Genomic DNA, 26,345 nt, shown 5'->3' with positions numbered 1-26,345 from the left:
ACCCGGGCAGCTTTAGTAACGTAACCAGAGTGTCCGCCCAACGAACCGAGCGCTTGCTCAACCTCCTGATCGCCCTTTTGAACTCCAAGTACGGCCTCCGCCGCAGCGAACTTCGGGAGAAGATCTACCACGCCGGCACGGCCAGCGACGCCGCCTTCGGCCGGATGTTCGAGCGCGACAAGAACGACCTGCGTGAGTTCGGCTTTGACGTCGAAACGGTCATGAACCACGGCTGGAACTCCGATGACCCCGCGACCACGCGCTACCGGATCGGCAAGGAATCGAACCGGCTGCCTGATGTGCAGCTCACCCCGGACGAATGGACGGTGCTGCTGCTGGCCTCGCAGCTGTGGGAGCGGGCTGCCCTCGGCGCGGCCGCCACGAACGCCATGCGCAAACTCCAGGCTTCCGGCGGCCTGGCCGACGTTGAGCTGCCGGCCGGGGTCCAGCCCCGCATCAAGCCGGCCGGACAGGCCTTCGAAGACCTCGTTGCGGCGATGCACGCCCAGCATCCGGTCCGCTTCCGCTACCTTGCCGGCAGCACCGGCAAGGAGGAGGAGCGCGTGGTTGAGCCTTGGGGCCTCGGCAGCCGCTTTGGGCAGTGGTACCTGGTGGGTTACGACCGGGTGCGCGGCGACCAGCGGTACTTCCGGCTCTCACGGTTCACGTCGGCCGTCACGGTGCTGGAGAAGGAGGCATTCACCGCCCCTGCAGCCTTCAACGTGCGGGCGGAGCTGGCCGGCCTTCCTGAGCTGCCGCTCACGTCCGCCGTTGTGGACGTCCGGAAGGGGCGGCTGCTGGGGCTGAGGAAGCGGTCCGAACCGGCCGCCGTCGTGGCCGGAGAGGCGCCTGCCGCCGTCGTGGCCGGAGAGGCAGGGGCCGACGGCGACTGGGACCGCCTGGCGGTGCCATACCGCGACGCCGAGCTGCTGGGGGAGGAACTGGCCTCCTACGGCCCGAACGTTAGGGTGGTTGCTCCCGCTGAACTGGCCACCGCCGTGCAGCGCCGGCTGGCGAGTGCCGCCGCCTTCGCCGCCGCGCCGGTGCCGTCCTTCGACTTCGCAGACGCCGCGCCCGGCAAGCGGCCCCGCAAACGGACCTCGGAAGACCAACTCCAGCGGATGCTGCAGCTGGTTCCGTTCCTGGTCCACAACCAGGGACTGCACATTCAGGACGTCGCGGACAGGTTCGGGGTGACCCGCAAGGAACTTGAGAATGATCTGCTGATCCTGATCTGCTCCGGGCTTCCGCAGGGCTACCCCGACGAACTCCTCGACATCCAGTGGGAGGACGACCACGTCTTCATCAGCCAGTCGCTTGAATTGAACAGGCCCGTCCGCTTCACCGTGGACGAGGCCTGCGCACTGCTGACGGGGCTGGAGACGCTGAACGGCCTCCCCGAACTCGCGGAGGGAAGCGCCCTGGAATCGGTCACCCTCAAGCTCATGGCCGCTGCCGGGGAGGAAGGGCTCCGCGCCGGTGCGCTGTCCGGTCCCGAGGTAGGGCCGGACAATTCCGCGAACCTCGACCTCATCCGGAGTGCCATCGAATCCGGGTCGCAGCTGCACCTCGTCTACCTGTCCGCGCAGACGGATTCCCTGTCGGAGCGGGACGTGGACCCGCTGCGCCTCTACTCCATGGACAACACCTGGTACTTCGAGGCGTACTGCCATTCAGCCGTCGGGCTGCGGAACTTCCGCCTCGACCGCATCGAGCACCTGGCCCCGAACGGGAAGCCGGTATCCTCCCCGGTCAAGCCCGACGGCGGGTTCCCGGCAAAACTGTTCACCCCCAACGACGACGACACCCTGGTGACCGTTCAGCTCACCCCCAGGGGCGCCGGGCTTGCGGACGACTATTACGCCGAGCGGACAGCGGTTCTGCCCGACGGCGGGCTGGTTGCGGAGATCAGATTCGGCAACACGTCATGGCTGCCGATGTTCGTGGCCCAGCATGGCGGGACCGTCCGCATCCTGGCGCCCGCCGCCCTTGCCGAGGCGTCCCGGGAATGGATCGACGCGGCCCTGGCCCAGTACGCCAGCTAGACTACTCAGCATGCCTTGGTGGTCTTGGATCCTTATCTGGATTGCGCTGATAGCGCTTTCCCTTCTGTTCTTCGTAGTGATTGGCGTCAGGCTGTTCCGTCAGTTCATGGCCACGGTCAAGGAGCTCGGTGCCGCCGGTGAGAAGCTGGGGCACCTGCCCGCCCCCGTTCCGGAGGACGGCACCCCCGGCGAAGGGACGCCCCACGCCGCCGCAACCCCGCCCGGAGCCGCCGTCTTTGCCTCGCCGCACCGGATGCGACATGATTACCACGCATCCAAGTCTGCCCGCCGGGAATCGCGGCGCCAGCGCCGCGTCCAACGCAAGGCGGAACGGGGCCAGCCCCAGGCGCTGCGCGACATCGAATTCAGATAAACGTAGGATGTATCTAAACGAAAGGAACACCCACCATGAGGCTTGAAGGCTGGCATCTCATCATCATCATCGTTCTTGCTTTGGTGCTTTTCGCGGCACCGAAGCTACCCGGCATGGCCCGGAGCCTCGGCCAGTCGATGCGTATCTTTAAGTCGGAAGTCCGCGAGATGAAGAAGGACGGAAACCCTGAAGCCAAGGACGGCTCAGATCCCGTTGAAGGTAAGGTGGTGAACCACCCGCGTTCACCAATGCCGGACAACCATCCTGCAGATGGCAACGACGTTCCGCCTCCCAACCGCGCCTAGGATTACGTGGCACTAACCATGAGTCGTCGATCCAATCCTGAGGGACGGATGGCTCTGCTGGACCATCTGCGGGAACTCAGGAACCGACTGTTCAAATCCGCCATCGCGGTAGTGCTCGCCACTGCTGCGGGATTCATGGTTTACCAGCCCATGCTCGCGGCACTGATCAAGCCGATCCGGGACCTCAACGAAAACGAGGGACGGCAGGCGTCCCTCAACTTCGACGGTGTCGCTAGCTCGTTCGACCTCATGATCCAGGTCTCCGTGTTTCTCGGTGTGATCCTGGCCAGCCCCGTGTGGCTGTACCAGCTCTGGGCGTTCATCGTTCCTGGCCTGCACAAGAAAGAGCGCAGGCTCGCGTTGTCATTCGTGGCGGCTGCGGTCCCGCTCTTCGTCGGTGGCGTCACCCTGGCATGGCTGGTGCTACCGAATGCCGTGCGTGTGCTCACAGACTTCACCCCTTCGGGCGGCTCAAACTTCATCAGCGCGCAGGTCTACCTTTCGTTCGTGTTGCGGCTGCTGCTTGCCTTCGGCATCGCCTTCCTGCTTCCGGTCGTCCTTGTCGGGTTGAACCTCGCGGGACTGCTCCGGGGCGAACAGCTCGTGAAGAGCTGGCGGATTACGGTCTTCCTCGTCTGCCTGTTTGCGGCGATGGCAGCCCCCGGCGGCGACGCCATGAGCATGTTCTACCTTGCCGGGCCCATGCTGCTGCTCTTCTTCGCCGCGATCGGCCTGTGCGTCCTCAACGACCGCCGGCGCGACCGCCGCGCGGCGAAGCAGGCCGCTGAGACCGAAGCCACTGCGGACATTGCCACTCCGGGCAGTGAACTGAGGAATCTCTAGCGCCGTCCCGGCTAGGCTTGAAGCATGTCCACCACAACCGGTTCACCGTCGCCCTCCGAACGCTACCGGGCCAGCGCCGAACGGACGGCTGAATCCAAAACCCATCTGGGCTCGTTTGCCCGGACCCTGGACTTTGACCTGGATGATTTCCAGCGGCAGGCGTGCAGGTCGCTGCAGGAAGGCCGTGGGGTCCTCGTGGCCGCACCCACCGGCGCGGGCAAGACCATCGTGGGCGAGTTCGCCATCTACCTGGCGCTGGAGCGCGGGCTGAAAGCCTTCTACACCACCCCCATCAAGGCCCTGAGCAACCAGAAGTTCTCCGAGCTCACGGAGAAGTACGGCGCGCAAAACGTTGGGCTGCTGACCGGAGACACCAGCATCAACGGCGAGGCGCCCGTGGTTGTGATGACCACCGAGGTGCTGCGCAACATGCTCTACGCCGACTCCGCCTCCCTGGACGATCTTGGCTTCGTGGTCATGGACGAGGTCCACTATCTGGCTGACCGCTTCCGGGGTGCCGTGTGGGAGGAAGTCATCATCCACCTGCCCAGCGAAGTCCAGGTGGCCTCGCTGAGCGCCACCGTCTCCAACGCCGAGGAATTCGGCGCCTGGCTGGACACCGTCCGGGGGGACACCGACGTCATCGTGTCCGAGCATCGGCCCGTCCCCCTGTGGCAGCACGTGATGGTGGGCAGGGAAATTGTGGATCTGTTCGCCGGAGAGACCACCTTCGACGAAATCGCGCCCGAAGGCGACCCCGTCGCCGCCTCAGCGCTGCCCGCCTCAGCGCTGCCCGCGGCACCGAGTCCCGAAGCCGCCGGACAGCGCGGCTTCGAGGTCAACCCCGAGCTGCTGTCCATGGCCCGGGCAGAAAGCCAACTGAACTTCCAGGGACGCTTCGGCCATGGCGGCCGCAGCCAGCGGCGGCAGCACCGGCAGCGTGCCGACGACAGGTCCCAGCAGACGCCGCCCCGCACGGCCGTCAGGAAGGCCAGCCGGCCGCAGGTGATCGCCAGCCTGGACCGGCAGGACCTCCTGCCCGCAATCACGTTCATCTTTTCCCGGGCCGGCTGCGACGCCGCGGTTTCCCAGTGTGTGGCTGCAGGGCTGTGGCTCACCACCGAGAAGGAGCAGCGGATCATTGCCCAGCGCGTCGACGAGGCGGGCCAGGACATACCCTCGGACGACCTTGAGGTGCTGGGCTTCTGGAACTGGCGTGACGGGCTTCTGAGGGGCATCGCAGCGCACCATGCCGGAATGCTGCCCACCTTCAAGGAAGTCGTCGAAAAGCTCTTCGCCGAGGGCTTGGTGAAGGCCGTGTTCGCCACGGAGACCCTGGCCCTCGGGGTCAACATGCCGGCACGCTCGGTGGTCCTGGAGAAGCTCGACAAATTCAACGGTGAAGCCCACGTGGACATCACCGCGGGGGAGTACACCCAGCTGACCGGCAGGGCCGGACGGCGGGGAATCGACGTCGAAGGCCACGCCGTGGTCCTCTGGCAGCCCGGCACGGATCCCGCGGCGGTGGCCGGCCTGGCCTCACGGCGGACCTATCCGCTGAACTCCAGTTTCAGGCCCACCTACAACATGAGCATCAACCTGCTCGCCCAGTTCGGCCGCCCGCGGGCACGGGAGATCCTTGAGTCCTCCTTCGCCCAGTTCCAGGCGGACCGGTCAGTGGTAGGGCTGGCCAAGCAGGTGCGCAGCCGGGAGGAGTCGCTGGCCGGGTACGCCAAGTCCATGACCTGCCACCTGGGCGACTTCACCGAATATGCGCGGCTGCGGCGGGAGCTCTCCGACGCCGAGAACTTCACGTCACGCAGCAAGTCGAGGGCACGGAAGTCGCTCAACGAAGATTCCCTCAGCCGCCTGCTTCCGGGAGATGTTGTGGACGTCCCGGCCGGCAGGGCACCGGGGGTTGCGGTGGTACTGAGTTCGGACCACAGCTCCCGCGAGCCAAGGCCTGCCGTGCTCACGCTGGAAAGCCAGCTGCGGAGAATCGGCATCGACGACCTCGAAGGGCCCATCTCCCCGCTGACCAGGATCCGGATTCCCAAGTCCTTCAATGCGAAAGTGCCCAAGTCCCGGCGGGACCTTGCCTCCTCCGTCCGGAACGCGCTGCGGGAGAACCGTCCGCCGGTCAGGGGCAGCAGCCGCAACAACGACTTCGGCCTCGGCACGGTGCTTCCGAACCAGGAAAAGAAGATCGCCGAGCTGCGGCGTGCCTTGCGCGCCCACCCGTGCCATGGCTGCAACGAGCGTGAGGACCACGCCCGGTGGTCGGAACGCTGGTGGAAGCTCCGGAAGGAAACGGACGGGCTGGTCCGCCAGATCCAGGGCCGCACGAACACCATCGCCAAAACGTTCGACCGCGTGTGCGACGTCCTGTCCGCCTACGGATACCTGGAAACACCCGAACCTGGTAAGCACAGGATCAGCACCGACGGGCAGCGGCTGCGCCGGATCTACGGCGAGAAGGACCTCCTGATCTCACAGGCACTGCGCCAGGGCGCGTTCGACGACCTCGACGCCGTGGAAGTGGCTGCTTTCGCCAGCGTCCTCGTATACCAGGCCAAGCGGGAGGACCGCGGCCTGCGTCCGCGCATGCCCAGCGTTTCGCTCGAAACCGCCGTGGACATTGTGGTGCGGGAATGGTCGGCACTGGAGGACGTGGAGGAGCAGAACAAGCTTCCCCTCACGGGCGAGCCCGAGCTGGGCCTGATCTGGCCCATGTACAAGTGGGCCCGCGGGCGCCACCTCCAGGAAGTGCTCAACGGCACTGAGCTCGCTGCCGGAGACTTCGTCCGGTGGGTCAAACAGGTGATTGACCTGCTGGACCAGCTGGCCAAGATTCCGGGGCTGGATCCACGGCTTGCCCGGCTGTGCGCCGAAGCCATCAAACTTGTCAGGCGGGGAGTAGTGGCCTACTCCACCGTGGTCTGATTCCCGCACACGAATAACCCCCAAGGAGTTCCACCCCCATGACCGAAGCACACGCGCGCCCCCAGGCCGGTTCCGGACCGTCGAGGGTGACGATGTACCGGAACGGCTCCGTCTACACGGCGGCGGACCCTTTCGCCACCGCCATGCTCGTGGACGGTGACACCATCGCATGGGTGGGGTCCGAACAAGCCGCAACGTCGATCGCCGACAGCTCCATGGACGTGATCGATCTCCGCGGCGCGCTGCTGGCCCCGGGATTCGTGGATTCCCACGTCCACCTGACGGAGACGGGCATTGCGCTGGGCGCGCTCCAGCTGGGCAATGTCCGCTCGGCCCGGGAGCTCCTCGACGCTGTGGCCGGAGCCGGCGCGGCAGGCACCCTCCTGGGACACGGCTGGGACGAATCACAGTGGGATGACCCCACCCTTCCGGAACCCGGCGAACTGGAGCACGCCGCCGGCGGCCGGCAGGTCTACCTGTCACGGGTGGACGCCCATTCGGCGCTCGTGTCCCCGGCGTTGGCTGCCGCGGCCGGCCTGCGGGAACTCGACGGGTTCGCGCCCGGCGGTCACGTCAAAGGCGAGGCACATGCCGCGGCCCGGCTGGCCACCCGGCGCCTTTCGGCTGCCGGGTTGCAGGACCACCAGCGGCGGGCGCTGGCAGAAGCCGCGGCTAACGGCTACGTGGCACTGGCCGAAATGGGCGCACCGCACATCGGGAGCCTGCTCGATCTGCAGCTGGCAGCAGGCTGGAATGACGGGGCTGATTCCGCGCCCGTTCCCGAGGTCCTCGCCTACTGGGGTCAACCGGCGGCGTCGGCGGCGGACGCCGAGGCACTTCTCGCCGAGCTGGGCGTTCCGGTCCGGGGGCTTGCCGGTGACCTGAACATCGACGGTTCCATCGGATCCCGGACGGCTTCCCTTCGGGAGCCGTACACCGACGCCCCTGGGGAGACGGGCACAGCGTACCTTTCCGCGGAACAGGCCGCCGCGCACCTGGCCGCCTGTTCCCTGCTGGGAATCCAGGGCGGGTTCCACGTCATCGGCGACGCCGGCCTCGACGCCGCCTTGGAAGCGCTGGACCTGGCCGCCGCGGAAGTGGGGGAGCAGCGGATCCGTGCGGCCGGGCACCGCTTCGAACACGTGGAAATGGCCGACACCCAGGCTATTGCGCGCCTCGCCAAGTACTCGGTGACGGTCAGCGTCCAGCCGGCGTTTGACGCGGCATGGGGCGGCCCGGGCCGGCTCTACGGCCAGCGCCTGGGTTCCCGGAGCGAGAACATGAACCCGTTTGCGTCCTTCTATTCGGCGGGCGTTCCCATCTGCTTCGGAAGCGACAGCCCCGTGACACCGCTGCGCCCGTGGTCCAGCGTGAGGGCCTGCCTTGAGCACACCAATCCTGACCAACGGATATCCGCCCGGGCAGCATTCCTCGGTCACACGCGGGCAGGCTGGCGGGCGGCCAAGTACGCCAATCCGATGGCCGGGCAATTGGTGCCCGGTGCTCCGGCAACGTTTGCGGTCTGGGATGTCGAGGAGCTCATGGTCCAGGTGGCCGACGGCAGGGTCCAGTCCTGGAGTACCGATCCTCGCGCCAGGACGCCGCTGCTTCCGGCCTTGGACACCGGAACAGACCCGCGCTGCCTTCTGACCGTCCGGAACGGGCTGGAACTGTTCTCCGAAGGGACCCTCCGCGCCTGACAGCGGCCGCTGCAACAAACCGCCTTCCACGCATGATTCTGTGCCGGATTCCCGGCACCGAAGCCGGCGCTGACCTGCGGCGATGCGCGTAAGAGCTGGTCAGGGGCCGGTTGACAGGCAACCGGGGATCCGTAGCATTGAGGGTCAACGGACGGGTGCTTCTGGAGCAGTATCTGTCTGGCCGCCGCTCCACCTTTTGGAACGCGAAAGCCGCCTGGTGGCTCGGGCGGCGGCATTCCGGGGCAGGTCCACAACGCAGCAGAAAACAGTTCCCTTCCCGCCCATCGCGTAGTCCGGAACTGGCCCGCGGCAGTGTGGACCTGCCCGTGGCGTGGGCGGGTGCAGCCTTGGAGCTTCCGCCAGTTGCGGGGAACCGGACAACGGCGGGAATCTGGGCTTTCATGGGCCCGTATAATGGAGAGTTGCACTTTGCGAGTCGGCGGTCCCGCCGTGCTCCACGCGTGCTGACCGCTCCCATCCAGGAAAGGCCTCCCTGTGCGTGTCCTCACCATCATTCCCACCTACAACGAGCTGGAGTCGCTCCCCATAACGCTCGGCCGTCTACGTGCCGCGGTGCCGGCATCCGACGTCCTGGTTGTGGACGACAACAGCCCGGACGGCACCGGACAGCTCGCGGACAGCATCGCTGCCGAAGACAGCCAGGTTCACGTCCTGCACCGCAAGGGCAAGGAAGGGCTGGGAGCGGCCTACATCGCGGGCTTTAAATGGGGTCTCGACGCCGGGTACGACGTCCTCGTCGAAATGGATGCCGACGGATCGCACCAGCCCGAGCAGCTTCCGCAGCTCTTGGATGCAGTGGAACAGGGTGCCGACCTCGCCATGGGCTCGCGGTGGGTGCGCGGCGGAAAGGTGGTTAACTGGCCGCTGTACCGGCAGGCGATTTCCCGGATCGGGAGCACGTATTCGCGCATTATGCTCGGCGTCAAAATCAAAGACGTCACCGGCGGCTACCGCGCCTTCCGGCGCACAACCCTCGAGAAGCTGAACCTCGATCAGGTCGAGTCCGTTGGCTACGGCTTCCAGGTGGACCTTGCCTGGCGCGTCGCCAAAATGGGGCTCACCATTGTGGAACGCCCCATTACCTTCGTGGAGCGCGAGCTGGGCGCCTCTAAGATGAGCGGCATCATCGTCGTCGAGGCCATGATCAACGTCACGAAGTGGGGCCTCATGGCCCGCTGGAACAAGCTGACCGGAAAAGACCGGGCGGACAACCGGTCCTAGGCGCCGGACCGGCCAGCCCGACCGTCCCGTCCCGTCAGTAGGGGAACCAGCCGGACCGGGGAACCTACCGGTCCGCCAACTTGGCACGAAAAAGGCCGGATCGGCTGCGTTGAAGAAACGCAGCCGATCCGGCCTTTCGGCGTCTTAGCCCGGCGCTTTAGTGCCGACTACGCGGAGCGCCGTTCTCCACGGCGTTCGCGCAAAATGGTGAGGCGGTCTTCGAGGATCTGCTCAAGCTCGGGAAGGGACCGGCGTTCCAGCAGCATGTCCCAGTGCGTGCGGACGGCCTTTTCGTTGCTGGTATCGGGGCGTTCACCATCGACGAGCAGCGCTTCCTTGCCGGTCTTGGAGACCCATACAGGGGGAATTTCGGCTTCGGAGGAGAAGGTTACAAACACCTGTTCGCCGTCCTCGCACCGGTACTCAACCCGCTGACGCGGAGCCGGCTCCACACCGGATTCGGTCTCCATGCTTTGTGCGCCAAGTCGCATACCCCGCAGGCTGCGATCGCTCATGATTTCTCCCTCTGGTCGGTTCGCGGAGCCACGCTCCGCGCTAGCCGGAGGCTGAAAAAGCGGCCTCCGGACTACGGTGTGCTCTACGTAGCATCACTAGATGAAACGCTTTGCCAAGCATTGTTGTTCCGCCCGGACTGATCCGGCCGGACAAATATACTATTATACGGGTTCCCTGCACCGACGGCAACGCGGTTGATCATAGACGGCGGTACGAAGAAGGGAGGCACGCCCGGCGGCGTGCCTCCCTTCCTCTGCAACCTGAATTCTGCGGCCTAGGACGCTGGTTGTTTGCCCGCATCCGGGCCGGGCCCGAACAGATCGCCCGAGCGCGGATCCGGGTTGGTTCCGCCCAGCGCGTTGCCAATGCCCTTCAACGCTTCGCCCACTTCGCTCGGAATGATCCACAGCTTGTTGGACGAGCCTTCGGCGAGCTTGGGCAGCGTCTGGAGGTACTGGTAGGCCAGGAGCTTCTGGTCCGGGTTCCCCTTGTGGATGGCGTCGAAGACTTTCTGGATGGCCTGTGCTTCACCGTCGGCGCGGAGGATGGCCGCCTTGGCATCACCCTCGGCCTTGAGGATGGCGGCCTGCCGCTGGCCTTCGGCCGTCAGGATGGCCGACTGCTTGGTGCCTTCGGCCGTCAGGATCGCGGCCCGGCGGTCGCGTTCGGCCCGCATCTGCTTTTCCATCGAATCCTGAATGGAGTGGGGCGGATCGATCGCCTTCAGTTCCACGCGGGAAACGCGGATGCCCCAGCGGCCGGTGGCCTCGTCCAGCACGCCGCGGAGCTGGCCGTTGATCTGGTCCCGCGAAGTCAGTGCCTCCTCCAGGTTCAATCCGCCAACGACGTTGCGGAGTGTGGTGGTGGTCAGCTGTTCCACGGCCTGGATGTAGTTGGCAATTTCGTACGTGGCAGCCCGCGGGTCGGTCACCTGGAAATAGACCACGGTGTCGATGGACACCACGAGGTTGTCCTCTGTGATCACCGGTTGCGGCGGAAACGACACAACCTGCTCGCGGAGGTCCAGGAGCGGCAGCAGCCGGTCAACGAACGGGATGAGGATGGTCAGGCCGGGGTTGAGGGTCCGCTGGTATTTTCCGAGGCGTTCAACCACTCCGGCCCTGGCCTGCGGCACGATCCGTACCGACCGGACCAGCACAATGACGACAAAGACGATCAGGACCAGCATCACGACCGTGACGGCGATTCCTCCTGGGCTATCCATACTTCTCCTTCTCCCCAAATTCAGTGAAGCTCTACCTTGGCGGATCGCCCGCCGCAACTGCTGCGGCCGAAGCGGCTGCAGCAGAAAATTTGTGTTCGCGCTTGTTACTGGACCGCAGTTTCGGCCTGCGGTGCCACCACGGCCGTGGCGCCGTCAATGGCTGCGACAATGACGCGCTGGCCCTCAGTCAGGACGCCGGATTCGGAACGCGCGCTCCAGACGTCGCCGCCGATCTTGACCCGTCCACCGGTGGCGGACACCGCCTCCATGACGAGCGCGGATTCGCCAATGAGGCGATCTACGTTGGTGCGCTGTTCGGCTGGGCCTTTATGCAGGTGTTTGAGGGTGATGGGGCGGACGAAGGCGATCATGAGCAGGGACACGACGCAGAAGACCACGATCTGAAGCCAGAGCTCGGCGCCGGCGAAGTCGGCCACGAGTCCGGCCAGGGCACCCCCGCCCAGCATGATGAAGAAAAGATCGAGGGTCAGCATCTCCACGGCAGCGAAGACCAGGAATACCGTGAGCCAGAGTGCCCACCAGTTTTGGCTAAGCCATTCAAACATCCGTTCCCCCTTGATTCCGGGGGCTGCGGGGCAGTCCCTCCGTAACTTTCTTCCATCCTAGACCGAAGCAGCTGGACCTGGCAGGGAGCGGTCGCCCGGCGTTGGAACGTGGCCAAGACGTTATGGTTCTGGGGTTTTTCGGGGATGAAACATGCTGATCCGGAACTTCCCGGAGACGGCGGTGACGGCGGGAAAACCGGTGAGCCTTGCGGTGAGGGCCAGGCGGTCCGTGTGGTGACCGGCGGGGCCCATGAGCGCCAGGTTCGCCACGTCCTGCGGGGACAATTCGAGGGCCAGGTCGACGTCACGTGCGGACAGTAGCTCAAAGTGGCCCGCGAGCGCGTCGGCCAGCCGTTCATCCTTCTCGGCCTCGATTCCGAGCATGCCGGCCTGGCTGGCGATTTCCGCGAGGTGCCCCGGCCGCGGCGTCACCACTATGAGCCGACCCGAGGGCTTGAGGACCCGGGCGAATTCGGCGGCGTTGCGGGGGGCAAACACCACAGTGACGACGTCGACGGCGGCATCCGCCACCGGGAACGGCTGCCAGACGTCGCTGACCAGGTTCACTGCGTCGGGGTTGAGTTTCGCAGCCCGCCGGAGCGCGAACTTCGAAATGTCCAGGCCGATGGCGGCGATGGGACCGCCGCCGGCGGCCTGTTCCAGGACGGCCCGAAGATAGTGGCCCGTGCCTGTTCCGGAGTCAAGCACGGCAGGTTCGGCTCCCTGCAGTGCAGGGGCCGCCGCGCCGGCGACCGCGGCGGCCAGCGGCCCGTAATGCCCGGCGTCGAGGAAGGCGGCCCGGGCGGCCACCATGTCGGCCGAATCCGGCTGGAAGGCAGTTCCCTTGCCCACCAGCAGGTTGAAATATCCCTGCCGGGCGGCGTCGAAGCTGTGCCCCTCGGCGCAGGCCAGGGCGCGGGGCCGGGCCCCGGCCGCGCCGTCCCCAAAGGCGGGCGTGAGCCTCTTCCGGCAGACGGGGCACAGCAGGGAAGGCAGTCGGGGAGGCATAGCGACAATCCTAGGGCTCCTGCTCCGGCACCGCAGAAGGGGCCCCGTGAGGTGTTTCACACGCCGAGCCGGAAACGCTAGGCTCACGTGGGTGAAGCCTGAACATCTGCCGCTGCTCAAGTCCGTCTCCGCCCCTGCTGTCCATCCTGACGGCACGCGCGCCGTCGTCTCGGTCACGCGTCCCGACTTCGACGCCGACGCCTATGTGGGCCAGCTCTGGAGTGTGCCGCAGGATCCCGAAAAGCGACCGAGGCTGATAACCCGCGGCTTCCGCGACACAGCCCCGGCGTTTTCACCGGACGGGCGGGTGCTGGCCTTCCTCCGGGCCGCTGCCGGCGGCAAACCCCAGCTCCATGTGGTGGAAGCCGCCGGCGGCGAGCCCCTGGCCCTGACCGACCGGGCCCTGGGCGTGTCCTCGTTTGCCTGGTCGCCCGATTCCCAGCGGATCGTTTTCGGTTCCAGGGAGCCGGAGGCCGGACGCTACGGCACGCTGGACGGCGTGAGCTCCGGCGGCGAGGATGCCCGGCTCATCACGGAGTACAAGTACAGGATGAACGGCGTGGGCTACACGCGGGACAAGCCGCAGCAGGTTTTTATTCTGGAGGTGCCGGACCTGGGCGCGGAGCCGGCAGTCCAGCCGGCGGGGCGTGCCCTCAGGGACAGGGACAAGCCCGCGGCGGGCGCCGGGGCAAAGGTGGCCGGCCTTCCCGATGCCCGGCAGCTCACCACAGCGGCGACCGACCACACCGGCGAGTCCTTCAGCAGCGACGGAACTTCCGTGTACTTCGTCGCAGCCCTTCACGAAGCCAGCGACCAGGACCTGGTCAGCGGGATCTACCGCGTTCCGGCCGACGGCGGGGAGCCTGTCTGCGTCCAGGCCACCAACGCCGGACTCCAGACGGTCCAGGATGTCCGGGAATCATCGGACGGACAATGGCTGTTCTTCACGGCGCAGGACCTGGGCGGCTCGGGCCAGGACTTCGTGGCCAAGAACACGGTCCTGCACGTCATGCCCGCCGCGGGCGGAGAGGCGCAGGCGCTCAGCGATGCGGAACACATGGACATCGCGGCGCCGGGCGGGCTGATTGAACTCCGCGGAAGCGACGGCACCCTGGTCCTGAACAACGCGCAAGGCACGGTTGAGCTGTTGGAACTCACTGCCACCGGCGACCATGCACTCCTGGTCCACGGTGACAGGGTTGTCACGGGAGCCGCAGAGGCAGCGGGCTCGGTCTACGTCAGCGTCACTGACTCGGCCACGGCCGGTGACGTCTGTGTCCTCGAGGGCGGCCAGCTTCGGCTGTTGACCGACTTTTCATCGGCGCTACGCACCGAGGCCGGAATCATCGAACCGCAGGAGCTGACGTTCCCCTCGGCCGATGGCTACCCCGTGCACGGGTGGGTGCTGATGCCCCCGGGGAAGGGCCCGCATCCCGTGCTCCTGAACATCCACGGCGGTCCATTCGCCCAGTACACCGTCGGTCTGTTTGACGAGGCGCAGGTGTATGCCGAGGCAGGGTACGCGGTGGTGATGTGCAACCCGCGCGGATCGGCAGGCTACGGCCAGGCGCACGGCCGGTCCATCAAGGAGCGGATGGGCACCGTGGACATGCAGGACGTGCTCGCCTTCCTGGACGGTGCCCTGGAGAAGTTCTCCTCGCTCGATCAGGATGCCGTGGGAATCATGGGCGGCTCCTACGGCGGCTACCTCACTGCCTGGACCATCAGCCAGGTCCACCGTTTCAAGGCCGCCATCGTGGAGCGGGGCTTCCTGGACCCCGTCAGCTTCACCGGCTCATCGGACATCGGCTGGTTCTTCGGCGGCGAATACAACGGCCGGTCCGCAGACGTGGTGGCGGCGCAAAGTCCCATGGCAACGATTGCCGCCGTCAGGACACCCACCCTCGTGATCCATAGCGAAGACGACCTGCGCTGTCCGGTGGAACAGGGCCAGCGGTACTTCACCATGCTGAAGCAGCAGGGTGTGGAATCGGCGTTCCTTGTGTTTCCCGGGGAAGACCATGAACTCTCCCGGTCGGGCACCCCGCATCACCGCCGCCAGCGGTTCGAGCACATCCTGGCATGGTGGGCGCGGTTCCTGCCCACGGCCGGGAATCCCGCCCCTGCCGGCTAGGCTCACGCGTCCGGCGTGCCGGGCACGTCTGCCGCGCCGGGAACATCCTGGCCGCCGAGTGGCTGCCCGGCCATGAAGCCGAGTTCCTGCCGGGCAGTGCCGATGCCCGGCTCCGCCCAGCGTGCGGCGTACTCGCTGTTGGTGCTCAGTGAGCGCAGTTCGGCACGGTCAAGGTAGAGCATTCCGTGCAGATGGTCCGTTTCATGCTGCACGATCCGCGCCTGCCAGCCGGAGAAGTCCCCGCTGGCAGGCTCTCCTTCCGGTGTCACGAAGTCGAGCCGGACACGCTCCGGACGCTCCACCACGGCCTGGAGCCCCGAGACAGAGAGGCAGCCTTCGAAGAACGCCGCAGTGGTGTCTCCCAGCGGCGTATAGGACGGGTTGAGGATGGCGAAGAAGTCCAACGGTGTACGTGCCCGGGCTGCGGCGGTTTCTTCATCTATTTCAAACTGGTCTTCGAGGACCGCCAGCTGAAGCGGAATACCCAGTTGCGGCGCGGCCAGTCCGACGCCCGGTGCCTCGTGCATGACCTTCCTCATCAAGGTTATGAGCTGGCCCAGCTCACCCTGCTCCAGCTGGCCGTCGAAAAGGGCGGACCGCTGCCGCAGAACCGGATGGCCGGCCTGCACGATGGGCGGCAACGTGTCCATGGCGAGCAGTTCCTGCACGAACTCCCGGATCCTGGCCGGGCTGAAGGACGTGGGCGGCGATGCGTGGCTCATGGGGACAAGCCTAGCGGCGTGCCGCCCGCGCGCTCGTTGACCAGCCGGCCGGCTCCGCTCGCCAGGCACTGTTCGCTAGGCACTGTTCGGCGTTGTTCCGAAGGAGGCCACCAAACCGGTCCGCCGCACGGTGGGGGAGTATGTCAAGGGGGAGGGCCGGTCACTGCATGGTGAACCGTCTGGCCACGAATGCGTTGAGCGCAGCCACGGAAGCCACCCGGGCGATCGCCGTGTTTCGGGCACGCAGCACCCCGGCAGGGAGCGGCCTGCCCAGCGCCATGTTCACCTCTGCCTGCCGCCGTGCTCCCGCGGCAGCCCGGCGGCGCGTATCGTCGAAACGGCGAAGCGCAGCCCCCGTCGGCCTGCCTTGCAGGGCGGCAAGGATGACAGGTAGCAGGGCTTCGGCATCGAGCCAGCCAAGGTTCATGCCTTGCCCTCCAATGGGGCTGATTTCGTGGGCGGCGTCGCCGATGAGGGCCGTCCTGCCGGCCACCATGGTGGAGGCTAGCCGTGACCGGACGCCGAAGCTGCTGAGCATGGTGTTGCGGGAGGCGTCCACCGCCACCCCCGTCCTGGCTGCGACGAGCCCGGCGAGTTCCGCAGCGTCGGGACGGACCGGCGGTTGCTCCAGCCTGACCACCCAGCGGCGCACTCCGCCGGGCAGCGGAAAGGACTCAACAATGCCGTCTTCCTCAAGGAACAGTGCGGCGTCGCTGCCGTACGGGCTGGATTCGGGAAAATCGCCCATCAGGTAGTGGTCCGGATACCGCCGTACGCCAGCCGGCACTGAGAGGAGCCGGCGCACCGTCGAACTGGCGCCGTCCGCGCCGACCGCGAGCGCAGCGCACATGCGCGGCGGAACGCCCGCTCCGGCGAGCGAGAACGTGACCCGGCCGCCGTCGTCGTGCATGTCCGTCACCTGTGCCCCGCGGAGCAGCGCGCCGCCGTCCAGCTCGAGAAGCCGCCGCTCCAGGATTGACTCCGTGACCGGCTGGGGGACGGCGAGGACAAAGGGGTAGCGGTCGGAGACCGGCCCGAACGGCATATGCGCGATCTCGCGGCCGGCGCTGACGGCACGGCCGCGGCGAATGGGGATGCCCCGGTCGACCAGCGCCGAGGCCACCCCGATGCGGTCCAGGGCTGCGAGCGCCGGCGGATGGATGCCGATGGCCCTGGTGTGCTTGTTGCGGCCCGCCCGCTTCTCCAGGATCCGGACCGCCACCCCGTGCTGAAGCAACAGAGCACCCAGATACAGTCCCACCGGCCCGCCGCCCACGATAAGGACGTCGGTCATTCCGCGCCTGTGCGGTAGGTGAGGAGGCAATGGAAGGGGGAGTGGGGCTCCGCTGTCCAGCCTCGGGGGACGACGGCGGCGAGTTCCGGAACGGTGTAGCTGCGCCTGATGGAGGTCAGGCCGTCGCGGCGGATGTAGGAGCCCCTGAGCGGCAGCGCGGCGGCTGCGAACAGGGCGTAGGCCGGCGCGCTGCGCCGCAGGTCATTGTGAAACGCGGAGCTTAGGGCCAGCGCGGACGAGTCACTGAGGAGCGACTGCAGTTCGCTCGCGTTCAGATGGTGCAGCACATGGTTCGAAATTACGACGTCGTATACCCTGCCCTCCGCGACGAGCTCGGCGCTGGTGGCCTGGCGGAACTGCACACCCGGCGCCTGCTCGCGGCCCGCAGCAAAGCGGTAAGCCCGCCCATCCGGATCGATGCCGGTGACCCTGAGGTCGATCCCGTCCGCGGCGGCCCAGCGGGCGAACAGCAGGGCCAGGTCACCGCCGCCGCAGCCGACGTCCAGGAGGGTGGCCGGGCCCGTCGTGGAGAGGAGCGGCCGGACCCTGCTGCGATAAAGGCCATGCCAGCCGGACAGAACACGGTTGACCAGCGCAAATTGCCTGTAGGTGCGGTCCAGTCGGTCCGGATCGCAGTCCGGCCGGTCCATTTCCTCGATGGCGTGTGTGTCGCGGGCGCCCAGGATTCCCATGGCGGGTCAGGCGAGGGACGATTCGGCCTCAGCGGCAGCGGGCACCGGGGTGTCCGGCACTGGCTGCCGCACCTTGGTGAATAGTCCAGTCTCCACGGTCAGCCCGGGCCCAAACGCCATCGAGCAGATGCGTTCATCGCCATCCCGCGGCGGGAGCTCGAGGATGTGCTTGAGGACAAACAGCACCGTGGCGCTGCTCATATTGCCGAAGTTCCTCAGCGTTTCGCGGGCCGGGACCAGCTGTTCGTCCGTCAGCTCCAGCCGGGACTGCACCTTGTCCAGGATGCTCCGGCCGCCGGGATGGATGGCCCAGTGGGTGATGTCCCGGTAGGGGAGGCCCCGCAGTGAGGCGTCACGGGCAAGCAGCGGCTCCAGGGCGCCCACGATGTGGTCGTCGATGATGTGCGGCACGTAGTTGCCGAGCACCATTTCAAATCCCTCGTCGCCGATGTTCCAGGCCATTGAGTCCTCACCAACGGGAGTCAGGACGGTCTCGAAGTGGTCCAGATGGAGCAGCGCAGTCGATTCCGGAACCTCACGCGCCGTCACGACGGCGGCCGCGGCGCCGTCCGCAAACAGCGCCGACCCCATGATGGTGTCCGGATCGTTGGATGTCCGGACATGGAGCGAGCAGAGTTCCGCGCACACGACCAGGACGACGGCCTCCGGGTCCGCCTCACAGAAGGACTTAGCGGCACGGAGCGCCGGAAACGCCGCGTAGCAGCCCATGAAGCCCAGGTGGTACCGCTGCACGGCCGGGTTGAGCCCCAGGGCGCGCACGATCTTGTAGTCGGGGCCGGGGTTGAAGAAGCCGGTGCACGAGACGGTGATGAGGTGAGTTATGTCAAGCGGATCGATGCCGGCGCATTTGGCGACGGCCGCATGGGCCGCCTCGATGAAAAGCTTGGTGGCCTCGGCGGCGAAAAGGTCGTTGCGTGCCTTGGTGCTGGGGCTGCGGAGCAGGCCGGTCTCGGGGTCGAAGAATTGCGGATTCTCTGCCCGGGAATCCATAGTCAGCTCCCGCACCGCCGTGTACCGCGTATCTATGGCGGCCGAGTCGAAGCAGGTGGAAACCAGCCGTGTGCCGAGCCGCGTCAGGCCGGGCTGGGCGGCGAAAACGTCACGGGCTTCCGTCTGGATCAGCAGCGTCGGTGGGACAGCGGTTTCGAGGGCTCGCACATAGACCGTCATTGGTTCATTCTTAGCGAGACGGCAGCTTAAGACAATGGAGGCGTGCGGACCGGATGGTCCCGCTGACCAGCACGTATGGCCTGTCGGAGTGGGGTTCCTTGCGCCGCTGGGACGTGATTCGCCGCTGTCTGCGGGACGCCGGCGGCGCTAGACAACACCGGTATGACGTGGCACGATCTCTCGCATGTGACCACCCCGGAGGTGGTCCCCGCGGTGCGCTCCCGCTTACGGGCTCCGCCCGATGAAGACGAACAGCCGACGGCGAAATCGCCATCCGGGGCAATCGGGCTTTCTTCGCCCTTAGCCAAACACATTCGACCAGGCCCACGACCTCAGGAGTGATCATGACCGACTCTTCCACCCAGGGAATCAAGACCGTGTTGCATCCCGTTTCCGACCTGGCGGCGGCCACAGCGGTGTACGCCGCCCTGCTCGGCGTACCGCCGCAAACCGAGGGTCCCGACTACGTCGGCTTCGAGGCCGCCGGTCAGCACATTGGGCTGGTGCCGGGCGGCGGACCGCAGAGCATGACCTCGCCGGTGGCCTACTGGCATGTGGAGGACCTCGAGGCGAAGCTGGCCGAGGTGACCGCCGCGGGCGCCACCGTGAAGGACCCCGCGCGCGGCGTCGGCGGGGGCCGCCGGGTGGCCACGGTCACCGATCCCGACGGCAACGTGCTCGGGCTGCTCGAGGACCGATGATTCTGCGGGGTCCGGAGTCGACGCGGGTCGACGCGAAAGAAGGCCGGACCTGCTGCTCGAAGCTGGTTAGATAGAGCCAGACGACGCCGACGAAGGCCGCGAGGGCGGCCCGCCAACAGATGGAGCCACGATGAGCATTGTCACCAGGCCGGACCCGCAGTCGCCCGCGCTGCATGCTGCCGACAGCCACGATCTGATCCGGGTGCAGGGCGCGCGTGAGAACAACCTCAAGGACATCAGCGTCGAACTCCCGAAGCGCCGGCTCACGGTGTTCACTGGCGTCTCCGGCTCGGGCAAGAGCTCGCTGGTGTTCAGCACGATCGCCGCGGAGTCGCAGCGGATGATCAACGAGACGTATAGCGCCTTCGTGCAGGGATTCATGCCTAATCTGGCGCGGCCCGAGGTGGACCACCTCGAGGGGCTGACGACGGCGATCATCGTCGACCAGGAGCGGATGGGCGCCAACCCCCGCTCCACGGTGGGCACCGCCACGGACGCCAACGCCATGCTCCGGATCCTCTTCAGCCGGCTCGGTCAGCCGCACGTGGGACCGCCCACGGCGTTCTCCTTCAACGTCCCGACGCGGAAGGCCAGCGGGGTGATGAGCACCGAGAAGAGCGGCCGGGTCGAGAAAAGCGTCGTCCAGAATGCCGTCTACCTGGGCGGCATGTGTCCACGGTGCGAGGGCATGGGCTCGGTCTCCGACTTCGACCTCACTGCGCTGTACGACGACACCAAGTCGCTCGCCGAGGGTGCTCTCACGATCCCGGGCTACAGCATGGACGGCTGGTACGGCCGCATCTTCAGCGGCGCCGGTTTCAACATGGACAAGCCGATCGCGAAGTTCACCAAAAAGGAAATGCACGACCTGCTGTACAAGGAACCGACCAAAATCAAAGTCGAGGGCATCAATCTCACCTACGAGGGGCTGATCCCGAAGATCCAGAAGTCGATGCTCTCCAAGGACGTCGACGCGATGCAGCCTCACATCCGGGCCTTCGTGGAGCGCGCCATTACCTTCCAGCCCTGCCCCGAGTGCGATGGCACGCGGCTCAGCCCGGAGGCCAGGTCCTCGAAGATCCAGGGCAGGAACATTGCCGACCTGTGCGAGATGCAGATCAGCGACCTGGCCGCGTGGGTCCGCGAGCTCAATGAGCCTTCAGTCGCGCCGCTCCTCAAAGGGTTGCAGCACCTGCTCGACTCGTTCGCCGAAATCGGGCTCGGGTACCTGTCACTGGAGCGGCCTGCGGGCACCCTGTCCGGGGGAGAGGCCCAGCGCACCAAGATGATCCGGCACCTGGGCTCTTCCCTCACGGACATCACCTACGTATTTGACGAGCCGACCATTGGCCTGCACCCGCATGACATCGAACGGATGAACCAGCTGCTGCTGCAGCTGCGGGACAAAGGCAACACCGTGCTCGTCGTCGAGCACAAGCCGGAGACCATCGCCATCGCAGACCACGTCGTTGACCTCGGCCCCGGCGCAGGGACCGAGGGGGGCCGCGTCTCTTTCGAGGGAAGCGTCGAGGGGCTGCGGGGGAGTGACACCATCACCGGCCGGCACCTCGACGACCGGGCCAGGGTCAAGGAATCTGTGCGCACGTTCGCCGGCACCATGGAGGTGCGTGGAGCCTCGACGCACAACCTCAAGAACGTGGACGTCGACATTCCGCTCGGCGTGCTTTGCGTGCTCACAGGCGTCGCGGGTTCCGGCAAGAGCTCGCTGATCAACGGCTCGGTGGCCGGCCGCGACGGTGTGGTGATCATCGATCAGGGCGCCATCAAGGGGTCGCGGCGCAGCAACCCTGCCACGTACACGGGCCTGCTCGAGCCGATCCGCAAGGCGTTCGCGAAGGCCAACGGGGTGAAGCCGGCACTGTTCAGCTCCAACTCGGAAGGCGCCTGTCCCACGTGCAACGGGGCGGGCGTCATTTTCACGGAGCTGGGCGTGATGGCCACCGTCGAGTCCACGTGCGAGGACTGCGAGGGCAAGAGGTTCCAGGCGTCCGTCTTGGAATACAAGCTGGGCGGCCGCAATATCGCCGAAGTGCTGGCCATGTCGATGAGCGAGGCCGAGGCATTCTTTGACGCAGGGGAGGCCCGCACACTCGCGGCCCACAAGATCCTCAACCGGCTCGTGGATGTCGGGCTCGGCTACCTCACCCTCGGCCAGCCGCTGACCACGCTGTCCGGCGGCGAGCGGCAGCGCGTCAAGCTGGCCACCCAGATGGCGGAAAAGGGGGACATCTACGTCCTCGACGAGCCGACCACGGGCCTGCACCTCGCCGATGTCCAGAACCTGCTGGGTCTCCTGGACCGACTGGTGGAATCCGGCAAATCGGTCATCGTCATCGAACACCACCAGGCCGTCATGGCGCACGCCGACTGGATCATCGACCTCGGCCCCGGCGCCGGCCACGACGGTGGCCGCCTTGTCTTCGAGGGAACGCCCGCTGACTTGGTCGCCGCGCGTTCAACGCTCACCGGCGAGCACCTGGCGGCGTACGTCGGCAGCTGACCGGAGCCACGGCGGTCTGTGCGGCTAGTTCACTGATTGGGGTCGGCCGTGGACGTTGCGTAATCCGGGCGTCCAACAGGCAGATAAGTCTGGATGGTTATGCCCCGGGACGTGGTCCGCGAACTGACCAGATTGAGCGCGATGTCCGGACCGGAATCGGGGAACAGCCGTGTGCCTTGGCCAACGACGACGGGGTACGTGAGCAGGTCGAGCTGGTCGACCAGGCCGTTGGCGAGCAGCCATCGGACGAGGGCGCCGCTGCCGGGCACCAGCAGTTGGCCGTCTCGATGGGCTTTCAGATCACCGACGGCTGCGGCGACGTCGCCGGTCAGGACGGTCGTGCCGGCCCACTGAGGGTCTGTGAGGCTGGTCGATGCCACGTACTTGGGCCGGCTGTTCAGTGCGGCGGCGATGTGGTTCGTGCTCGGGTCGGTCATCGCGCCCCAGTAGCCGGCGAAGATCTCGTACGTCCGCCGGCCGAACAGGAACGCGGCCGCGCCGCCGTAGATCTGGTTAAGATAATCGCCGGTTTCGGTATCGAGAAGAGGTATGGCCCACCCGCCGCGGTCGAAGCCGCCGCTGCGGTCTTCGTCGGGTCCGCCCAACCCCTGCATCACGCCGTCCACCGAGACGTTGGTCGTCGTCGTCAACCTCATGCCGTGGTCACCTCGCCGAACAATCCTGATCTGCGGTTAATGGCTTCAGACAAGCACACTTGCCCTTGTTTATCCACCGTCGAATCGCTCAGCAGATGCGAGGAACCTGCCATTGCCGTTGCCGTTGCGCAACTGGCATGCACGGGAATTCTCGCAGCTACTTCTGCTATCCACTGGTTAACGCCGATAATCTACATTATGTAAAGCTGAATCGTGATGACGGCATCTGATCCAACATCGCCAGCCTCCCCCGGCCAATCAACCCTCAGATGGACGGGTCCTCTCGCGGAGCACGCCGTCCGTCGAGCGATGCGCTGCTGCTGCTCTGAGGTACCACTACGTGAACGGCGTTGCGCTCGACGGTGAAGTCGGCCGGCGTGGCAGTCGCAATCTCGCCGTCGAGGTTCACCGACAACGGCGGCACGGTGACCAGCCGGACACTTCGGCTGGTCAGATGGTACACCCGGTCGTGCTCGACGAAACTTCCGTCCTTGAACAACCGCGCGATCCTCACGTGCTCCCGCAGCGGCGCTGCCAGGATGGCGTAGATGTCAAGAGTGTGGTCGTCGATCCCCGCCGTCGGCGAGACCGTGTTGCCGCCGCCATAATGCCGGCCGTTGCCGACGGCCACCTGGAGCAGTTCCTCGAGTTCCATCGGCTCGTGGTCCCCCTCCGGGAATTCGAGACGGGCTCGGAACGCCTTGTGCCGGGCATAGGCGCCCAGGGTGGCAATGCCGTAGGCCAGCGGCCCGATATGTCGCTTCAGGCGTGGGCTGAGAGCTTCGGTAACAGCCACCGACAGGCCCACGGACGCGACGTTGAGGAACGGCTCACCGTTGGCCCGGCCCAGGTCGATGTCCACCACCTTCCCTTCTGCGACGGCAACGCACGCCTCGGCAAGATTATTCGGTATCTCCAGCGTGCGGGCGAAGTCGTTGGCGGTGCCCAGCGGAAGGACGCCGAGCATGACGTCGGTGCCGGCAACTCGACCGGCGGCGCAGGTCACCGTCCCGTCGCCGCCACCGACAACGACCAGGTCGTGCCCGTCCGCAACCACTCGATCGAGCGTCCCGGCCAGCTCGGCCCCGGACAGTACGTGGTGCACGGAGTTGATCGGCACGCCTGCCTTTCGCATATTGTCGACCGCAAGTTCGTGCGCCGCCGCCCCCCGGCGGGATCCGGCGTTAATCACCACAGCAGCAGAGCGCGCATCTCGGGCAACCTTCATGTGGGACATGTTAGGTCGATGGACCCGAGAAGTCTCTGCAAGCCGCCTCGGCACCCGGAGGACTCCCCCGGCTGCTGGTGATCCTGCTCGATAAAGTCTGGAGTGGAATCCCAAGAAGATCACCCGACGAGGGCGAGCGGTTATCCACGCACCCCGAAAGGTGGAGAAGGTTAGAGGGCCGCGGACTTCGGTGGGGCCCGTCTCCATGGTGCCAGGCTAGTCCTGGAACGCCGGCGACTGCTTTTCAAGCTGGGTCGGCGGCGGATAAAATATTCGTTGCAGACGGTAGGCAGACTCCGTCAAAGTCGTCCCAACGGATAAGGGCGCCGGGTAATCACACTGCGGTGACGGCTGCGGCACCCGAGATTTCGTTGGTCCTTACTCCCAATGACGGGGGTGGCTGTCGTGTCGTGTCGGGCCAATTCGGAAACTCCACCGCCCCACACGGAATTCCGTTTCCCGCGGCTGGATTCGTTGAAGCCTCTCTTGATTGCGTCTGCGAGTAAACGGGCAGCGGCGGTGAGGAAAACTGTCCTTCCGGCGTTCCCCGGCACCCAGCCTGAGCCGCGACATCAGCGCAGGGTACAGGGGCGGGCCCGCCAACCCGCCATTCGGCCCAAGCAAACCGCAGCACACCAGAAGGGCGCAGCCCGTCTCGCGGTGGCACCAGGTCGGTCACGTGCCCGCCCACCGCCATGAACCATCCCGCACGTGACAAGTCCGCTCTAACAGCAAGGATGCGTGATGGGCAGCGCAGTGGTTCCCAACGGAGGGCCGCAGGATTATGAAGGCAGTCCGGATCGGGTCGGTCCAGCGGATGACCTCGCTTATGACGATACTGTCGACTACCGCTATGCCGAAGACCCCGGCGCGACGCAGGCCATAGTTTCTGTTCAGGACACCAGTGGCTACGCCGAGGAAGTCAGCTACTTCGAGGAACCCGGATACGTCCAGGACACCAGCGGCTACACCGAGGAACCCGAATACGTTCAGGACACCAGCGGCTACGTCGAGGAAGTCAGCTACGTCGAGGAAGTCAGCTACGTCGAGGAACCCGAATACGTTCAGGACACCAGCGGCTACGTCGAGGAAGTCAGCTACGTCGATCACACAGGTGCTCACGGTGCTACTTTCCTTGTGGGTGGCTCGGGTGCCGTAACCAGTGAAGTCGTTGTCGCACGCCAAGAGGATCGGTTCGGTGGCATCAAGGTCGGGTCGGCCTTCTTCGGCTTGTTGTCAGCGTTAGGTATTGCAGTTCTGCTGACCGCCTGCGCTGCCATGGCGGGTGTTGCTGCCGGGCTGCTGACAGGCTGGGACGCGAACGTCTTATCCGGCTTGGCGTCTTCACAAACGATAGGAATGACCGGCACGATCGTCCTCTTGTTTATCGTTTTCATTTCCTTTTATTCGGGCGGCTACGTGGCAGGGCGGATGGCCCGCTTCAACGGCGTTGGACAAGGCCTGATGGTGTGGCTGTGGGCAGTCCTCATGGCTGGGGTCGTGGTTGCGCTCAGCATGATCATCGGCAGGAGTGCGAATGTCGGCCCCGCCAGCAACGGTTTTCCCGACGTTGCATTCTTCGGAGGGCAGGTCAGCATCAGCCATCTGATCGCAGGCATAGTCGCTGCCGCCGTAGGCCTGATAGGCGCCGTTTTGGGTGGAAATGTTGGCATGCTTTACCACCGCAGGGTAGATCGTGTGGGTTTTCAGCACCCCCGGAAAATGAGTAGCAGCTCTGGATGAAACAAGGACCCCGCCGCGCCACGCTTAAGGAGAAGTTGCGGATTCTCGGTCCGCGTAGACCTCGACGGTGCCAAGGCCTGTGTCGCGTATAGGGCAATGCGTGTCATGCTCGGTCCGGATGGGCACCACGGCTAGGGCGGCAAAGGTTGCGGGGTTGATCCATTGCGCCCGGGGCAGCGACTCCTCATGGGTTTCGGGGACCAGGAACGGGGCCGTGCCCTTGCCCAACGCTGCCCCGTCAGTGTCAAAGGGCTAAGTTGGCTGAAGACACCTCGCGGCCGCTCGGAAACCACCAGCTCCATCTTGGGCTGGGTGGCATCCCCGGCGCTCCGCCCGGGCAGTGAGGACGTTCCCTTCAACGTTCAGGTCCACGGCGTTGGGCTAGATTCCGTGCAGGTCAAACGCCACCACAAAAATACCCCGTCCTCCTGTCATGCATCCATCGGCATGGTTGCCGGACGGGCTGCTGTTCCGAAGACGCGCTGGGTAAGCCGATCCAGCTTACGGAACGGGTCCGTGCGGATAAGCGTCATTTCCCGCTCCCTTCAGCGTCTGGGTTTCACGGTGACCCACCGCCGGATATCTGTGGCAGCGGATATAGATTTCGTATAGCACTGGTGACAAACTGTTGCAAGAAGAAGATCCAAGCAAAATCGAGGAAAATGCATGGCACACCAACGCAGCAGCGGGCGCGGGC

The 26,345-nt window shown here is 66.0% G+C and carries 21 protein-coding genes and 1 pseudogene; 11 read left to right on the top strand and 11 right to left on the bottom strand.

Annotated elements, in window-relative coordinates:
- Positions 1–29 precede the first annotated feature (29 nt).
- From CXQ90_RS08885 to CXQ90_RS08855, 7 genes are all read left to right on the top strand, one after another.
- Positions 30–2,045, top strand: coding sequence for a YafY family protein (locus CXQ90_RS08885; RefSeq protein ID WP_181038495.1), 2,016 nt, complete (start codon positions 30–32; stop codon positions 2,043–2,045).
- A gap of 10 nt (positions 2,046–2,055) precedes the next feature.
- The gene (locus tag CXQ90_RS08880; protein WP_104138531.1) at positions 2,056–2,418 is read left to right on the top strand and encodes a hypothetical protein; all 363 of its coding nucleotides are present in this window, start codon (positions 2,056–2,058) and stop codon (positions 2,416–2,418) included.
- 35 nt (positions 2,419–2,453) lie between these two features.
- Positions 2,454–2,723 carry a Sec-independent protein translocase subunit TatA gene (gene tatA / locus CXQ90_RS08875; RefSeq protein WP_104138529.1) on the top strand — a complete coding sequence of 90 codons (270 nt, stop codon included), beginning with the start codon at positions 2,454–2,456 and terminating at the stop codon, positions 2,721–2,723.
- 48 nt (positions 2,724–2,771) lie between these two features.
- Positions 2,772–3,566 (top strand): twin-arginine translocase subunit TatC, encoded by a 795-nt coding sequence (gene tatC / locus CXQ90_RS08870; protein WP_181038501.1) that lies wholly within the window; start codon positions 2,772–2,774, stop codon positions 3,564–3,566.
- A 24-nt stretch (positions 3,567–3,590) separates the two neighbouring features.
- The gene (locus CXQ90_RS08865) at positions 3,591–6,509 is read left to right on the top strand and encodes an RNA helicase (protein WP_104138526.1); all 2,919 of its coding nucleotides are present in this window, start codon (positions 3,591–3,593) and stop codon (positions 6,507–6,509) included.
- A 38-nt stretch (positions 6,510–6,547) separates the two neighbouring features.
- Positions 6,548–8,209, top strand: a complete 1,662-nt coding sequence (locus tag CXQ90_RS08860) for an amidohydrolase (protein WP_104138525.1) — start codon at positions 6,548–6,550, stop codon at positions 8,207–8,209.
- Positions 8,210–8,704: 495 nt separating this feature from the next.
- Entirely contained in the window at positions 8,705–9,451 is a 747-nt protein-coding gene (locus CXQ90_RS08855) for a polyprenol monophosphomannose synthase (RefSeq protein ID WP_104138523.1), read from the top strand.
- A 167-nt stretch (positions 9,452–9,618) separates the two neighbouring features.
- Here the strand turns inward: CXQ90_RS08855 and CXQ90_RS08850 are convergent, their stop codons facing one another.
- From CXQ90_RS08850 to CXQ90_RS08835, 4 genes are all read right to left on the bottom strand, one after another.
- Entirely contained in the window at positions 9,619–9,966 is a 348-nt protein-coding gene (locus CXQ90_RS08850; protein ID WP_003802221.1) for an RNA polymerase-binding protein RbpA, read from the bottom strand.
- Positions 9,967–10,241: 275 nt separating this feature from the next.
- Entirely contained in the window at positions 10,242–11,192 is a 951-nt protein-coding gene (locus CXQ90_RS08845; RefSeq protein WP_104138522.1) for an SPFH domain-containing protein, read from the bottom strand.
- A 104-nt stretch (positions 11,193–11,296) separates the two neighbouring features.
- The gene (locus tag CXQ90_RS08840) at positions 11,297–11,758 is read right to left on the bottom strand and encodes an NfeD family protein (protein ID WP_104138520.1); all 462 of its coding nucleotides are present in this window, start codon (positions 11,756–11,758) and stop codon (positions 11,297–11,299) included.
- Between the two features lie 120 nt (positions 11,759–11,878).
- Entirely contained in the window at positions 11,879–12,766 is an 888-nt protein-coding gene (locus CXQ90_RS08835; protein WP_104138519.1) for a methyltransferase domain-containing protein, read from the bottom strand.
- Between the two features lie 91 nt (positions 12,767–12,857).
- On the opposite strand from CXQ90_RS08835, the gene CXQ90_RS08830 reads away from it, so the two are divergent.
- Positions 12,858–14,900, top strand: a complete 2,043-nt coding sequence (locus CXQ90_RS08830) for a S9 family peptidase (protein ID WP_104138517.1) — start codon at positions 12,858–12,860, stop codon at positions 14,898–14,900.
- A gap of 2 nt (positions 14,901–14,902) precedes the next feature.
- Here CXQ90_RS08830 and CXQ90_RS08825 read toward each other — a convergent pair whose 3' ends face one another.
- The 4 genes from CXQ90_RS08825 to CXQ90_RS08810 form a co-directional block, all read right to left on the bottom strand.
- A complete protein-coding gene (locus CXQ90_RS08825) occupies positions 14,903–15,622 on the bottom strand; it encodes a peptide deformylase (RefSeq protein ID WP_104138516.1) in 720 nt (239 codons plus the stop codon).
- 160 nt (positions 15,623–15,782) lie between these two features.
- On the bottom strand, positions 15,783–16,916 hold the full coding sequence (locus CXQ90_RS08820) for an NAD(P)/FAD-dependent oxidoreductase (RefSeq protein ID WP_104138514.1): 1,134 nt from the start codon (positions 16,914–16,916) through the stop codon (positions 15,783–15,785).
- Entirely contained in the window at positions 16,913–17,608 is a 696-nt protein-coding gene (locus tag CXQ90_RS08815; protein ID WP_104138512.1) for a methyltransferase domain-containing protein, read from the bottom strand. The genes CXQ90_RS08820 and CXQ90_RS08815 overlap by 4 nt, the downstream gene beginning before the upstream one ends.
- Positions 17,609–17,614: 6 nt before the next feature.
- Positions 17,615–18,799 (bottom strand): type III polyketide synthase, encoded by a 1,185-nt coding sequence (locus CXQ90_RS08810; protein WP_104138511.1) that lies wholly within the window; start codon positions 18,797–18,799, stop codon positions 17,615–17,617.
- Positions 18,800–19,143: 344 nt separating this feature from the next.
- Between CXQ90_RS08810 and CXQ90_RS08805 the strand changes: the two genes are divergently transcribed.
- Positions 19,144–19,500, top strand: coding sequence for a VOC family protein (locus tag CXQ90_RS08805; protein WP_104138509.1), 357 nt, complete (start codon positions 19,144–19,146; stop codon positions 19,498–19,500).
- A 130-nt stretch (positions 19,501–19,630) separates the two neighbouring features.
- Positions 19,631–22,021 carry an excinuclease ABC subunit UvrA gene (locus CXQ90_RS08800; protein WP_104138507.1) on the top strand — a complete coding sequence of 797 codons (2,391 nt, stop codon included), beginning with the start codon at positions 19,631–19,633 and terminating at the stop codon, positions 22,019–22,021.
- 29 nt (positions 22,022–22,050) lie between these two features.
- Here CXQ90_RS08800 and CXQ90_RS08795 read toward each other — a convergent pair whose 3' ends face one another.
- Both CXQ90_RS08795 and CXQ90_RS08790 read right to left on the bottom strand, forming a co-directional pair.
- Positions 22,051–22,677: a dihydrofolate reductase family protein gene (locus tag CXQ90_RS08795; protein WP_104138506.1), complete on the bottom strand. Its 627-nt coding sequence runs from the start codon at positions 22,675–22,677 to the stop codon at positions 22,051–22,053.
- 265 nt (positions 22,678–22,942) lie between these two features.
- A complete protein-coding gene (locus CXQ90_RS08790; protein WP_104138668.1) occupies positions 22,943–23,905 on the bottom strand; it encodes a lipid kinase in 963 nt (320 codons plus the stop codon).
- 744 nt (positions 23,906–24,649) lie between these two features.
- Between CXQ90_RS08790 and CXQ90_RS08785 the strand changes: the two genes are divergently transcribed.
- The gene (locus CXQ90_RS08785; RefSeq protein WP_104138504.1) at positions 24,650–25,648 is read left to right on the top strand and encodes a YrzE family protein; all 999 of its coding nucleotides are present in this window, start codon (positions 24,650–24,652) and stop codon (positions 25,646–25,648) included.
- 257 nt (positions 25,649–25,905) lie between these two features.
- Here CXQ90_RS08785 and CXQ90_RS08775 read toward each other — a convergent pair.
- Positions 25,906–26,181, bottom strand: a pseudogene (locus tag CXQ90_RS08775) (Hsp20/alpha crystallin family protein); the annotation flags it as partial.
- Between the last annotated feature and the right edge of the window lie 164 nt (positions 26,182–26,345).

This window comes from Arthrobacter sp. ZGTC131, assembly GCF_002929275.1.
In the GTDB taxonomy this organism is placed as follows: domain Bacteria; phylum Actinomycetota; class Actinomycetes; order Actinomycetales; family Micrococcaceae; genus Arthrobacter.
This window is presented reverse-complemented; position numbering and strand designations above follow the sequence as displayed.

Bases quoted from the DNA above. Each gene is read 5' to 3' on its own strand.
- CXQ90_RS08880 (WP_104138531.1), top strand. From the start codon at position 2,056: ATGCCTTGGTGGTCTTGGATCCTTATCTGGATTGCGCTGATAGCGCTT.
- tatA (WP_104138529.1), top strand. From the start codon at position 2,454: ATGAGGCTTGAAGGCTGGCATCTCATCATCATCATCGTTCTTGCTTTG.
- tatC (WP_181038501.1), top strand. From the start codon at position 2,772: ATGGCTCTGCTGGACCATCTGCGGGAACTCAGGAACCGACTGTTCAAA.
- CXQ90_RS08865 (WP_104138526.1), top strand. From the start codon at position 3,591: ATGTCCACCACAACCGGTTCACCGTCGCCCTCCGAACGCTACCGGGCC.
- CXQ90_RS08860 (WP_104138525.1), top strand. From the start codon at position 6,548: ATGACCGAAGCACACGCGCGCCCCCAGGCCGGTTCCGGACCGTCGAGG.
- CXQ90_RS08850 (WP_003802221.1), bottom strand. From the start codon at position 9,966: ATGAGCGATCGCAGCCTGCGGGGTATGCGACTTGGCGCACAAAGCATG.
- CXQ90_RS08845 (WP_104138522.1), bottom strand. From the start codon at position 11,192: ATGGATAGCCCAGGAGGAATCGCCGTCACGGTCGTGATGCTGGTCCTG.
- CXQ90_RS08840 (WP_104138520.1), bottom strand. From the start codon at position 11,758: ATGTTTGAATGGCTTAGCCAAAACTGGTGGGCACTCTGGCTCACGGTA.
- CXQ90_RS08835 (WP_104138519.1), bottom strand. From the start codon at position 12,766: ATGCCTCCCCGACTGCCTTCCCTGCTGTGCCCCGTCTGCCGGAAGAGG.
- CXQ90_RS08825 (WP_104138516.1), bottom strand. From the start codon at position 15,622: ATGAGCCACGCATCGCCGCCCACGTCCTTCAGCCCGGCCAGGATCCGG.
- CXQ90_RS08820 (WP_104138514.1), bottom strand. From the start codon at position 16,916: ATGACCGACGTCCTTATCGTGGGCGGCGGGCCGGTGGGACTGTATCTG.
- CXQ90_RS08815 (WP_104138512.1), bottom strand. From the start codon at position 17,608: ATGGGAATCCTGGGCGCCCGCGACACACACGCCATCGAGGAAATGGAC.
- CXQ90_RS08810 (WP_104138511.1), bottom strand. From the start codon at position 18,799: ATGACGGTCTATGTGCGAGCCCTCGAAACCGCTGTCCCACCGACGCTG.
- CXQ90_RS08805 (WP_104138509.1), top strand. From the start codon at position 19,144: ATGACCGACTCTTCCACCCAGGGAATCAAGACCGTGTTGCATCCCGTT.
- CXQ90_RS08800 (WP_104138507.1), top strand. From the start codon at position 19,631: ATGAGCATTGTCACCAGGCCGGACCCGCAGTCGCCCGCGCTGCATGCT.
- CXQ90_RS08795 (WP_104138506.1), bottom strand. From the start codon at position 22,677: ATGAGGTTGACGACGACGACCAACGTCTCGGTGGACGGCGTGATGCAG.
- CXQ90_RS08790 (WP_104138668.1), bottom strand. From the start codon at position 23,905: ATGAAGGTTGCCCGAGATGCGCGCTCTGCTGCTGTGGTGATTAACGCC.
- CXQ90_RS08785 (WP_104138504.1), top strand. From the start codon at position 24,650: ATGGGCAGCGCAGTGGTTCCCAACGGAGGGCCGCAGGATTATGAAGGC.